Origin of the sequence: Streptomyces sp. 5K101, from assembly GCF_046506645.1 — a bacterium.
GTDB lineage: Bacteria > Actinomycetota > Actinomycetes > Streptomycetales > Streptomycetaceae > Streptomyces.
In genome coordinates this window covers 254,023-266,067 of sequence record NZ_JBKFFO010000010.1, presented here as the reverse complement: position 1 = coordinate 266,067, position 12,045 = coordinate 254,023, and the positions used below count along the sequence as shown (strand labels likewise).

Genomic DNA, 12,045 nt, shown 5'->3' with positions numbered 1-12,045 from the left:
TACGAAGGGGTCGACCGTCAGCAACGATACCGGCACTCAGCACGGCCCCCACGGGACGGGGGCGCGGCCGGGGGGTAGCGTCTGGGGGCAGAGAACCGCCCGGGCGCCGCTCGACCGACGGGCCTGAAGAGGGGAAGACGTTCACCAGATGCCGGACCGACGCCACCGTACGAACCTCCTGTTGCCGCGGGAGCGCCAGTCCACGGACGACGACAATCCCTTCGCGCCCCCGCCGGAGGGCCGGCCGGACCAGCCGTGGCGGCCCCGTCGGCCGTTGAACGACGGCTCCTCCGCCGACGGCCGCTCGCAGGGCTCCTCGGGCTCGTCCGGGGACAGCTCGGACGGGTCGGGCGGTTCCCGCGGCGCGGGCGGCACCGACGGGTCCAACGGGTCGAACGGGTCGCAGTGGGGCAGCCAGTGGAGCAGCCGCCAGCCGGGCCGCTCGTCCGGCGGCTTCGGCGGCCGCCCCGGCGGCCAGCGCGACCAGAACGGCCCGGAGGGCGGCGGCCCCGGCGGCCTGCGCTGGGATCCGACCGACCCGGTCCAGAGGCGCGCGCGGTACGCGCTGCTGGGTGGCATGTGGGCGTTCTTCTTCGCGCTGTTCGACTTCCCGGAGATCGCACTGCTGCTGGGCGCGCTAGCCGTCTACTGGGCGTTCAGCTCCCTGCGCGCCAAGCCCCGGCGCGCCACGCCCGAGGCGGTGACGAGCGGGGCACCGTCGTCCGCGTCGGCGCCGTCCCCCCAGTCGAACAGGCCGCAGATCACGGCGGCGATGAGCGGCCTGGTGATGGCGGCCATCGCGCTGCTCATCGTGGCCGCGTCGTTCACCGCGCAGCTGGTGTACCGCGACTACTACACGTGTGTGAACGACGCTCTGACGAAGTCGGGCCAGCTGGCGTGCAACGACCTGCTCCCGGAGCCCCTGCGGGATGTACTGGGCGTGAAGGAGTAGCTCCCGCCCGACCGACGGCTCCTGCTTTCGGCAGCGCGTGAGACGGCCCGGACCGCGACGGCGGTCCGGGCCGTCCTGCTTCCCGCGTCAGCCGGGGGCCGGCGGGTCGTCCGCGGTCCGGGGGTCGGTGGCCGGGTGGGCGGTGTCGGTGTCGGTGGCCGTGGCGGCGTCGGGGTCTGTCCCCGGCTTGGGGTCGGTTCCGGTGGAGCGGGGGCCCTGTTCCTCGTCCGGGGCGGGGGCGTCCTCGTCCGGGGCGGGGGCGACGGATTCCGCGGGCTCGGCGGCTGGCTCCTCGGACAGGCACGGCTCGGCTGCCCCGTCGGCCGGGTCCTGGGGCGGGCGCGGCTCGGCTGCCCCGTCGGCCGGGTCCTGGGGCGGGCGCGGCTCGGCTGCCCCGTCGGCCGGGTCCGTCGCGGGTGGCGCCGGGGCCGTCCGCGCGCTCCAGGTGTCCTCCGGAAGGAAGTCGTACGACACGAAGTCCTCGTCCCGGCCCGCCAGGAACTCCGACGCCTCCGCCGGGGGCAGCGCCGCCTCGCGGCCGTGACCGGCCTCGGTTCCTCCGTCCTGCCCCTCCGGCTCCTTTGCCACCGCGGCCCCGCGCACGCGCCAGGCGCGCAGCGCCACGGCGACCGGAACGGCGACCACCGAGGTCCAGAGCAGCGCGGCCGCGCCCGTGAGCCACCACACCGGCCCGAACTCCGCGAGCCGCCCCCTGCCGAGCGGCCCGCCCGCCGCCGCGGCGAGCACGGCCATGAGCGCCCCGCAGCCGGCGGACCCCAGCAGAGCCGCCACCACCGTCCCGCCGCGCGTCCACGCCTCCTCCCGCTCCCCGTACCGGGGGGCTGCCGCGTCGACGGTGCACCATGCGACGCACAGGCCCGCCACGACCGGGGCGGCGGCCGCCGCCCAGTGCAGAGGCGTTCCCTGGCCGGGGCCCGGCACGGCCGCGAGCAGCGGGAACTCCGGGAGCGCGGGTGTGCCGGTCAGCGCGAGCGGGGTGGCCGTTGCGCCCGTGCCGAGCGCGAATCCGGGGCCGAGTCCGTAAGCCGCAGCCCACACCGCCGCGTTCGGCAGGAGGGCCAGCGCGAGCAGGACGACGGCCAGTCGGCCGGACCAGTCACCGGCGAGGGCCAGGAAGGACGTCTGCGCCGCGTGTGCGTGCGCGACGAGGGACACCAGCACGACCACAGCACCCGCGGCCACCATCGCCAGCGCGCCGACGGCCGCCGAACGCAGCGCCACGGCGACCCGGCTGCGGGCGAGGGCGACCCGCAGCCGGCGCGGCAGCCGGGCGGGGAGCGGCCCGAGCGGACGCCCGTTCGCCGTCCACACGCCGCCGGCCGCGGCCAGCAACGCCAGGAGCGGTACGTGCACGAGGGCGCTCAGCGGCTGGGCGGCGACCGGCCCGCCCGCCGCGTAGAGCACGGCAGGCGCTGCGACCAGCACGTATCCGGTGGACACGGCGGTGAGTGCGCCCGAAGCGGAGGCCCGGGGCCGCGACTCGTCGGGCTCGAGCGCGTCGCGCGCCGCCCGGTGGGCGAGCCAGGCGGGCAGCGCGGCCAGCAGCAGGGGCACGACGCCCACCGGGGCGGGGAGCTGGGAGAGGGTGTCGGTGCGGACGAGCTCCGTCCCGTGGGCGAGGAGCCACAGCGCGGTCGCGACGCGCAGGGCGCCGCCGGGACCGCTGTCGGGGAACGGCGAAGCGATCCACATCACCAGCACGAGCACGGTGATCACACCGAGGCCGAGTCCGGCCGCGGTCGCACCGCGTACGCATCCGGCGACGAACGCCGCCGACGCCCCGCCCTGGACGGCGACCGGCGCGTGCGGCAGGGGCGGGCTGTGGTCGGTCAACTGGGTCACCCGGCCATGCTGCCAACGACACGCACTTTCGGCCGGTAACGAGCTAATGGCCGTTGTGTCGCTAAAAATGCACTTATGTCATTTACTGCCGAGTGCCGTGTCGCTTGGAGCCCCGCATGACACACAGCGCCACACACTCCGCGTCAGGCTCTCCGCCGCTCCCTCCACCGAAGGAGCGGCGCAGGCTTCGCGAGGCGAAGTCGCTGACCGAGGCGCAGCTGGCCTCGGCGCTCGGCGTCACCCCTGCCGCGATCAGGTCCTGGGAGACCGGCCGCACGAGCCCCCGGGGGCGTCAGCGCGAGGCGTACGCGAAGCTGCTCGCCGCCTGCGAGGCGGAACAGGACGCCCCCTCGGCCGAGGCCCCGCACCCGGCCCCCGAGCCGGCCCACGAACAGACGGCGACACCCGACCCGGCCACCGGGCCTGCCGCGCCTCCCGAGCCGGACCACGCGCACGGCGTCGCGACCCCCGAGCCTGACCACGAACACACCGACGCGACACCCGAGCCTGACCACGCCGACACGACACCCGAGCCGTACCCCGTGACGGGCCCCTTCGCGGCGACGGCCGGGGGGACGTATCCCCCGGAGCGACAGCCGGTCGTGGGTCCGAGCGCCGACGGGGAACCGGGCTCCGCCGAGCCGCAGCTGCCTCTCCCGCCGCCTTTCCCGCTGCCGCTCCCGCTCGCGGAGATGACACCCGCCGAGGCGTTCGACACGCTCTACGCGTACGCCGCGCCCGACCTCGTCCGCCAGACCTTCGTGCTCACCGGCCGCCGGCGTCTCGCGCAGGAATCCGTCGAGCGCGCCTTCCACCTCGCCTGGCAGCGCTGGCCCGAGGTCGCCGTCGACCGGGACCCGACGGGTTGGGTGCGGGCGGCCGCCTACGACTGCGCCCTGTCGCCCTGGCAGCGGCTGCACCCCGCCCACCGGCACGCCGACGAGCCCCTGGACGACCCGTACATGCACGCCCTGATGCAGGCGTTGCAGGAGCTGCCCCCCACCTGCCGACGGGCCCTGCTGCTCTACGACGGAGTCGGACTCGGCCTGCCGGAGACGGCCGCGGAGACCGAGGCGAGCACCCCCGCCACCGTGGGTCGCGTCCTCCATGCCCGCGAGGCCGTGGCCGAACGGCTGCCCCGGCTCGCCGAGGCCGCAGAGCTCCAGGACGAGCTCAGAGCGCTCGTCCAGGCGGGCCCCACGCCCCGGCCCGCTTCCGCCGAGACGGTGCGTACGGACTGCGAGCGCCGGGCCGAGGCGTGGACCAGGGCCGTGGTCGTGGCGACCACGCTGATCGTCGTGGCGACGGCTCTGGCGCTGCTCACGTCGCCCCGGCAGTACGAGCCGCCGGTGCCGCCGAGCAAGCAGGTCGAGGGTGTACCGCCGCCGCACGGGGGCCCGCAGATGCTCAGCGGGGCGCCGTTCAGCGGCCCGCACCGGCTCAGCGCGAAGGACCGCAAGCTGCGCGACAAGCTGCGCGCCGAGCCGGCCGCGGGGCCGGAGCGGCTGCTGCCGCAGCCCCGCTGAGGACCGCCGCCGGGAAAGACGCGTGGGCCCGCCCCCGGAGATCCGGGAGCGGGCCCACGCGGTGCTCGGACGACTCGCCCGTGAGGGACGGCTCGACCCGTGCGGAACGACTCAGCCCGCGAGGATGGCGCGCGCGAGCTTGGCCGTCTCGGTCGGCGTCTTGCCGACCTTGACGCCCGCGGCCTCCAGGGCCTCCTTCTTGGCCTGTGCGGTGCCGGAGGAGCCGGAGACGATGGCGCCGGCGTGGCCCATGGTCTTGCCCTCGGGCGCGGTGAAGCCCGCGACGTAACCGACGACCGGCTTGGTGACGTTGGCCTTGATGAAGTCGGCCGCACGCTCCTCGGCGTCGCCGCCGATCTCGCCGATCATGACGATCAGGTCGGTGTCGGGGTCGGCCTCGAACGCGGCGAGCGCGTCGATGTGCGTCGTACCGATGACCGGGTCGCCACCGATGCCGACGGCCGAGGAGAAGCCGATGTCACGGAGCTCGTACATCATCTGGTAGGTCAGCGTGCCGGACTTGGACACGAGACCGATGCGGCCGGGCTTGGTGATGTCGCCCGGGATGATGCCGGCGTTGGACTGGCCCGGCGTGATGAGACCGGGGCAGTTCGGGCCGATGATGCGGGTCTTGTTGCCCTTGGACTTCGCGTACGCCCAGAAGGCGGCGGAGTCGTGGACGGCGATGCCCTCGGTGATGACCACGGCGAGGGGGATCTCGGCGTCGATGGCCTCGACCACGGCGGCCTTGGCGAAGGCCGGCGGGACGAAGAGGACGGAGACGTTCGCGCCCGTCTTCTCCATCGCCTCGGCGACGGTGCCGAAGACCGGTACCTCGGTGCCGTCGAAGTCGACGGACGTGCCGGCCTTGCGCGGGTTCACGCCGCCGACGATGTTCGTGCCGTCGCCGAGCATGAGCTTGGTGTGCTTCATGCCCGTGGCACCGGTCATGCCCTGGACGATGACCTTGCTGTCCTTGTTCAGGAAGATAGCCATGGTTCTACGATCCCTCTTCCCTTACTTCGCGGCAGCGGCGAGCTCGGCGGCCTTGTCGGCCGCGCCGTCCATGGTGTCCACGCGCTGCACGAGCGGGTGGTTGGCGTCGGAGAGGATCCTGCGACCCAGCTCCGCGTTGTTGCCGTCGAGGCGTACGACGAGCGGCTTGGTGACCTCTTCGCCCTTGGAGGCGAGGAGCTGCAGGGCCTGGACGATGCCGTTGGCGACCTCGTCGCAGGCGGTGATGCCACCGAAGACGTTGACGAAGACGGACTTGACGTCCGGGTCGCCGAGGATGATCTCGAGACCGTTCGCCATGACCTCGGCGGAGGCGCCGCCGCCGATGTCGAGGAAGTTGGCGGGCTTCACGCCGCCGTGGTTCTCACCGGCGTAGGCGACGACGTCGAGGGTCGACATGACCAGACCCGCGCCGTTGCCGATGATGCCGACCTCGCCGTCGAGCTTGACGTAGTTGAGGTTCTTGGCCTTGGCGGCGGCCTCGAGCGGGTTGGCTGCGGCCTTGTCCTCGAGGGCCTCGTGCTCCGGCTGGCGGAAGTCGGCGTTCTCGTCCAGGGAGACCTTGCCGTCGAGCGCCAGGATGTCGCCGGAGGCGACCTTGGCGAGCGGGTTGACCTCGACGAGGAGCGCGTCCTCGGCGATGAAGGTCTTCCACAGGGTCACGAGGACCTCGGCGACCTTCTCGGCGACGTCGGCCGGGAACTGCGCCAGGGCGACGATCTCGCGGGCCTTCTCGATGCTGACGCCCTCGTTGGCGTCGACCGGGACCTTGGCGAGCTTCTCGGGCGTGGTCGCCGCGACTTCCTCGATGTCCATGCCGCCCGCGACGGACGCCATGGCCAGGAAGGTGCGGTTGGTGCGGTCGAGGAGGTACGAGACGTAGTACTCCTCGAGGATCTCCGGAGCGGTCTCCGCGATCATCACCTTGTGGACCGTGTGGCCCTTGATGTCCATCCCGAGGATGTCCGTCGCGCGGGCGACGGCCTCGTCCGGGGTGGCGGCCAGCTTGACGCCGCCGGCCTTGCCGCGGCCGCCGACCTTCACCTGCGCCTTGACGACCGACTTGCCGCCCAGCCGCTCGGTCGCCTCGCGCGCCGCCTCAGGCGTGTCGATGACTTCACCGGCCAGCACCGGTACACCGTGCTTGGCGAAGAGGTCCCTCGCCTGGTACTCGAACAGGTCCACGCGCGTCCGTCCCTTTTCTGATGATCGCGGTTCGTTGTCTGCGTGGGCGTGCCGCGAAGGGCAACGTGACTGCTCTGTCACAAGGGAGGCACACACGGTGTCCGTGGGCGCGGCATGTCCGCCTGGCAGGTTATCCCCGCTGGAGGCGGGTCCCTAAATCACAGATCACACCGGGGCGGTGATTACGGTCACAGATCGCGACTCACCGTGCTCGCAGCGGAAGTGTGAGAACGGGCGGCCGGTCGGGGGCGAAGCGCCGCCGTGACGCCGCGCGGGAGCGCGGCCGACGCGATGGCCGTGGAGCGCGGCCGTACGTGCATTCGTACGGCGGGTGGGGCCTGATCGCGTCGAGGCTGGCCGGCCCGGGGCGGCGACGGGGCCGGTCCGCAGCCGCCGGAACCTGCGGGGCGGCTCGCGCGAGGGGCGCGCCGGTCATGCCGAAGGCGACGGCCCGGGGCGAGGAGGCCGCGGCGGCGACGGGGCCGGGAACCACGGGGCCTCGAACGGCCCCGGGGCTGGGCTCGCTGCCGCCGTGGTGGGTCAGTCCGTCGGCGGCACCGGAAGCGGGCGCTTTTCTATCGCCGCCGCCATGACGTCCGGGAACAGGTCCGGCGTGCACGCGAAGGCCGGTGCGCCGAGGGCCGCGAGCGCCGCCGCGTGCTCGCGGTCGTAAGCCGGCGCGCCTTCGTCGGAGAGCGCGAGCAGCGCGACGAACTGCACGCCCGACGCCTTCATCGCCGCGACGCGCTTGAGCATCTCGTCCCGTATGCCGCCCTCGTAGAGGTCGCTGATGAGCACGACCACGGTGTCCGCGGGGCGGGTGATCTGCGACTGGCAGTACGCGAGGGCCCTGTTGATGTCCGTCCCGCCGCCGAGCTGCGTGCCGAACAGCACGTCCACCGGATCGTCGAGCTGGTCGGTCAGGTCGACCACCGCCGTGTCGAAGACGACGAGCCGCGTCGCGATGGAGCGCATCGAGGCCAGGACCGCGCCGAACACCGAGGCGTACACGACGGACGCGGCCATCGACCCCGACTGGTCGATGCAGAGGACGACCTCCTTCTTGACCGACTGCGACGCCCGGCCGTAACCGATGAGGCGCTCGGGGACGACGGTGTGGAAATCCGGCAAGTAGTTCTTCAGGTTCGCCCGGATCGTGCGGTCCCAGTCGATGTCGCGGTGGCGTGGGCGGCTGATCCTCGCGGAGCGGTCCAGCGCTCCCGTCAGCGTCGAGCGCGTACGGGTCGCGAGCTTCTTCGCCAGCTCCTCGACGACCTTGCGCACGACCGCCCGCGCGGTCTCCTTCGTCGTCTCGGGCATCGCTTTGTTGAGCGAGAGCAGCGTGCCGACGAGGTGGACGTCCGCCTCCACCGCCTGCAGCATCTCCGGCTCCAGCAGCAGCGTCGACAGGCCGAGCCGGTCGATCGCGTCCCGCTGCATGACCTGGACGACGGAACTGGGGAAGTACGTACGGATGTCGCCGAGCCAGCGGGCCACGGACGGCGCCGACGCCCCGAGTCCGGCGGAGCGGCTCCCGGAGCGGGAGCCGGTGCCGGCGCGGGTGCCGTAGAGCGAGGTGAGCGCGCCGTCCATCGCGGCGTCCGTGCCGGACAGGGCACAGCCGGTGCCGTCCGCCTCCTCGCCGCCCAGCACGAGCCGCCACCGGCGCAGCCGCTCGTCGTGGCCGGCCGCGGCCTGTGTCGTCGTCCGTGTCATCGGGCCACCCCCGCCAGGTCGTTGTCGTCGATGCCGAGAAGCAGGCGCAGCACGGGCAGGACCGCGTCGGCGCGCGCCTCGTCGAGTCCCGGTGCGAAGCCCGGGACCGCGGGCTCCGTGTGTGCCGGGCCTGCCGCCGCGGCCGGCCCGCGGCGCACGAGCTCCCCGAGGGTCCGCCGCACGCCGGGCTCGTACGCCGAGAACGTGCGCCGCAGCAGAGGAAGCACGTCCGTGAACGCGTCCGCGGGCACGCCCGTCAGCCAGGCGTCCACCATACCGAGCAGCCGCGCGTCGTGGACGAGCAGCAGCCCTCCACCGGACGCCCCGCCGACGAACCCCTCGATCCACGCGGCCGCTTCGGCCGGCGGCGTGGCCGGGGAGAGCGCGAGGGCCATGAGCCGTGCGGCCTCGTCCTCCGCGAGCCGCCCGTCGTCCAGCAGCAGCCGCGCCGCGCGCCCGCGTATGACGCCCGGAACCGACTCCCGCACGGCGAGCTTGCGCAGCACCGCCTGCCAACGCCCCATCATCTCGGCGGAGTCGGGCAGCAGTCCGATCGCGGTGTGCACGCCGTCGAGGTGGCCGCGCATCTCCGCGGCGGCGTCGGCGTCGAGGCCGCCGCAGGCGGGCGGCAGCCCGACGCAGATCCTCTCGGCGAGCCCGGCGGCGACCTCGCCGAGCGCGGCCGTGTCCGTGGCCCGCACGTCTCCGTATCGCAGGGAGCGGGCGAGGGCCGGCAGCGCCTGGGCGAGGTGGCTCACGTCCGCGTCGAGGGCGGCTCGGTCGGCGAGCGCGGTCATCACCACGGGGAGCGCGTCGGGCAGTTCGGCGAGGAGGCACTGCTCGGCCAGTGCCGTGACCTCCCCGAGTGCCGTGGCCGCGAGGGCCTGCGACTCCGCCTTCGCCGTGGCGGCCGAGAGCACGGTGGTGCCCCACACGCCCGCCTCGGCGACCAGGACGAACAGCTCGGGCTCCCAGCGCAGCCGCCATGTCTCGCGGAATGTTCCGGTGCTTCCTCTCCCGGCCGCGGGCTCCCCCCAGTTGACGCCGAGCAGCCGCAGCCGGTGCAGCAGCCGGCTCTTGCCGCCGTCGCTGTCCTTGCGCAGGTCGAGCTCCAGCTCGCGCTCCAGCGCGTCCGGCTTGAGACGGAGGCTGCGCTGCTGCCTGGCCAGGTCGCGCTGGAGCGGAACGGCCGGGGCGTCGTCCGGCACTTCGCCGAGCACGTCGCCGACGACGAGCCGGTCCCTGACGAGGTCGAGCGGCACGTCGGAGCCGTCGCACATCACGGCCCGTACGGCGTCGGTGGTCTCGCTCAGCCCGGCGAGCGGGCGGCCGCGCACGACGGCGAGGGTCTCGGCGAGGCGCACGGCCTCGATGACGTGCGCGGACGACACCATGTGGTCCTCGTCCCGCAGAAGACCGGCGACCTTGGTCATCCAACGCTCGACGGGCCGGTCGGGCGCGGCGAACAGATGGCCGTACCAACCGGGCGAGTCGATGCCGGCGCCGTAGCCGGAGTGCCGCGCGAGGCGGCGGTGCGTCCAGGGCACCCAGGTCGTCTCGGTCCTGACCTTGGGCAGTCCCTTGAGGAGGGCGCGGTCGGCGGCGACGGTCGTCTTCTGTGCGAGGGCCGGGACGTGCCAGGCACCGCAGACGACGGCGACGCCGTCCCCGAACTCCTTGCGGGCGGCGCGCAACTGGACGCGCATGTACGCCTCGCGGACGAGGTCCCGGTCGTGCCCCCCGTGGCCGTACGTCTCCCGGAGGGCGGCCATGGCCTCGCCGAGCGCGGCGAACGGCCCGAAGGGATCGCTCTCTCCGGCACCGCCCGTCCCACGGCCCCGGTGCTCGACGACGTCCTCCCACCAGCGCTCGGGGTCGTCGTACCCGGCGGCCTCGGCGAGCACCCCGACGGGATCGATCCGCACGGCCCCCGGCTGCACCGAACCGTCGGCCTCCACCCCGTCGGGGCCGTCGGCCCCGGTCGGGTCGTCGACCGCAATCCGGCCGGGGGGGTCGGTGGGGTCGGCCGAACCGGTCCGGTCGACGGAGCCCGTCCGGTCGTCGGTCCGACCGGCCCGGGGCCGGTCAGCAGAACCCGCGGGATCGGCGGAACGGGTCCGATCGACGGAGCCCGTCCGGTCGTCGGTCCGGCCGGCGGGGTCGGCGGCCCCGGTCCGATCGGCGGAACCCGCGGGGGCGGCGGAGCGGGTCGGGGCCCGGCCGCCCGGCGAGCGGGGCGGGTCGTCACCGGGACCGGGGGCCGCCGGGGCCGATGGCGCGACGTCCGCCGGGGCCGCGGGCCGGGCCGGGGCGGGGTCCGATTCCATCGCGAGCGAGTGCGCGGCCGGGAGGTCGATGAAGCGGACGGGCACGTCGTGCGCCAGCGCCCAGCGGATCGCCACCCACTCGGGGCTGAACTCCGCCAGCGGCCAGAACGCCGCCCGGCCCGGATCGTCGGCCGCGTGGGCGAGCAGCGCGACCGGCGGGCGCATCTGCTCGTCCGCGGCCAGCGGCAGCAGCGCGTCGCCCTCGGGCGGGCCCTCGATCAGGACGGCCCGCGGCGACGCCGCGTTCAGCGCGGCCCGCACCGCCCGGGCCGAGCCGGGCCCGTGGTGGCGGACGCCGAGCAGGAGCGGGCCGGTCATGCGCTCACCTCGCGGCAGGCGCGGTAGAAGTCCTTCCAGCCGTCCCGCTCGCGCACCACGGTCTCCAGATACTCCTGCCAGATCACCCGGTCCGCCGCCGGGTCGCGCACGACCGCGCCGAGGATTCCGGCCGCGACGTCCTGCGGGCGCAGCACGCCGTCGCCGAAGTGCGCGGCGAGGGCCAGGCCGCCCGTGACCACGGAGATCGCCTCGGCCGTGGAGAGCGTGCCCGAGGGGGACTTGACCTTGGTGCGGCCGTCCGTGGAGACGCCGTCCCGCAGCTCGCGGAAGACGGTGACCACGCGGCGGATCTCGTCCAGGCCCTCCGGCACCGCCGGCAGGTCGAGTGACCGCCCTATCTGGTCGACACGGCGGGCGACGATGTCGATCTCGGCGTCCGGCGTCGCGGGCAGGGGCAGCACGACCGTGTTGAACCGCCTGCGCAGCGCGCTGGAGAGGTCGTTGACCCCGCGGTCGCGGTCGTTGGCCGTGGCGATCAGGTTGAACCCGCGTACCGCCTGGACCTCCTCGCCCAGCTCCGGCACCGGCAGCGTCTTCTCGGACAGGATCGTGATCAGGGTGTCCTGCACGTCGGCCGGGATACGGGTGAGCTCCTCGACCCGAGCGGTCATGCCCTCGGACATGGCCCGCATGACGGGGCTGGGCACGAGCGCGTCGCGGCTGGGCCCGTGGGCGAGCAACTGCGCGTAGTTCCACCCGTACCGGATGGCCTCCTCGGGGGTGCCGGCCGTGCCCTGCACGAGCAGCGTGGAGTCGCCGCTGACGGCGGCGGCGAGGTGCTCGGACACCCAGGTCTTCGCCGTGCCCGGCACGCCGAGAAGGAGCAGGGCACGGTCGGTGGCGAGCGTGGTGACGGCGACCTCGACGATCCTGCGCGGCCCCACGTACTTGGGTGTGATGACGGTGCCGTCGGCGAGGGTGCCGCCGAGGAGGTACGTGGCCACGGCCCAGGGCGACAGCCGCCAGTTCACCGGCCGCTGCCGGTCGTCGTGTGCGGCGAGCGCCCTCAGCTCGTGGGCGAAGGCGTCCTCCGCATGCGGCCGCAGGGCCTCGGCTGCGCTGGTGGTCCCGGCTTCGGACACGGTCATGGATCCCCCTCCAGATCGTTCGACCCGTTGCGTGA

General features: G+C 74.2%; 8 protein-coding genes. 2 read left to right on the top strand and 6 right to left on the bottom strand.

The window, feature by feature from the left end:
- Window positions 1-148: 148 nt before the first annotated feature.
- Window positions 149-952, top strand: a complete 804-nt coding sequence (locus tag ACLB9X_RS21130) for a hypothetical protein (protein WP_410361926.1) — start codon at window positions 149-151, stop codon at window positions 950-952.
- Window positions 953-1,039: 87 nt separating this feature from the next.
- Here ACLB9X_RS21130 and ACLB9X_RS21125 read toward each other — a convergent pair whose 3' ends face one another.
- Window positions 1,040-2,815: a DUF6350 family protein gene (locus ACLB9X_RS21125; RefSeq protein WP_410361925.1), complete on the bottom strand. Its 1,776-nt coding sequence runs from the start codon at window positions 2,813-2,815 to the stop codon at window positions 1,040-1,042.
- Between the two features lie 116 nt (window positions 2,816-2,931).
- Between ACLB9X_RS21125 and ACLB9X_RS21120 the strand changes: the two genes are divergently transcribed.
- A complete protein-coding gene (locus ACLB9X_RS21120; RefSeq protein WP_410361924.1) occupies window positions 2,932-4,341 on the top strand; it encodes a helix-turn-helix domain-containing protein in 1,410 nt (469 codons plus the stop codon).
- A 111-nt stretch (window positions 4,342-4,452) separates the two neighbouring features.
- On the opposite strand, the gene sucD is transcribed toward ACLB9X_RS21120, so the two are convergent.
- The 5 genes from sucD to ACLB9X_RS21095 all read right to left on the bottom strand — a co-directional run bounded on the left by sucD (window position 4,453) and on the right by ACLB9X_RS21095 (window position 12,010).
- The gene (gene sucD, locus ACLB9X_RS21115; RefSeq protein ID WP_356634793.1) at window positions 4,453-5,337 is read right to left on the bottom strand and encodes a succinate--CoA ligase subunit alpha; all 885 of its coding nucleotides are present in this window, start codon (window positions 5,335-5,337) and stop codon (window positions 4,453-4,455) included.
- Between the two features lie 21 nt (window positions 5,338-5,358).
- Window positions 5,359-6,540 (bottom strand): ADP-forming succinate--CoA ligase subunit beta, encoded by a 1,182-nt coding sequence (gene sucC / locus ACLB9X_RS21110; RefSeq protein WP_410361923.1) that lies wholly within the window; start codon window positions 6,538-6,540, stop codon window positions 5,359-5,361.
- Window positions 6,541-7,080: 540 nt separating this feature from the next.
- Entirely contained in the window at window positions 7,081-8,256 is a 1,176-nt protein-coding gene (locus ACLB9X_RS21105) for a VWA domain-containing protein (protein ID WP_410361922.1), read from the bottom strand.
- On the bottom strand, window positions 8,253-10,901 hold the full coding sequence (locus tag ACLB9X_RS21100; RefSeq protein ID WP_410361921.1) for a DUF5682 family protein: 2,649 nt from the start codon (window positions 10,899-10,901) through the stop codon (window positions 8,253-8,255). The genes ACLB9X_RS21105 and ACLB9X_RS21100 overlap by 4 nt, the downstream gene beginning before the upstream one ends.
- Window positions 10,898-12,010, bottom strand: coding sequence for an ATP-binding protein (locus ACLB9X_RS21095; RefSeq protein ID WP_410361920.1), 1,113 nt, complete (start codon window positions 12,008-12,010; stop codon window positions 10,898-10,900). The genes ACLB9X_RS21100 and ACLB9X_RS21095 overlap by 4 nt, the downstream gene beginning before the upstream one ends.
- Between the last annotated feature and the right edge of the window lie 35 nt (window positions 12,011-12,045).

Excerpts from the sequence above, each read along its gene's own strand:
- ACLB9X_RS21095 (WP_410361920.1), bottom strand. The coding sequence starts at position 12,010 with ATGACCGTGTCCGAAGCCGGGACCACCAGCGCAGCCGAGGCCCTGCGG.
- ACLB9X_RS21130 (WP_410361926.1), top strand. The coding sequence starts at position 149 with ATGCCGGACCGACGCCACCGTACGAACCTCCTGTTGCCGCGGGAGCGC.
- ACLB9X_RS21100 (WP_410361921.1), bottom strand. The coding sequence starts at position 10,901 with ATGACCGGCCCGCTCCTGCTCGGCGTCCGCCACCACGGGCCCGGCTCG.
- ACLB9X_RS21105 (WP_410361922.1), bottom strand. The coding sequence starts at position 8,256 with ATGACACGGACGACGACACAGGCCGCGGCCGGCCACGACGAGCGGCTG.
- sucD (WP_356634793.1), bottom strand. The coding sequence starts at position 5,337 with ATGGCTATCTTCCTGAACAAGGACAGCAAGGTCATCGTCCAGGGCATG.
- ACLB9X_RS21120 (WP_410361924.1), top strand. The coding sequence starts at position 2,932 with ATGACACACAGCGCCACACACTCCGCGTCAGGCTCTCCGCCGCTCCCT.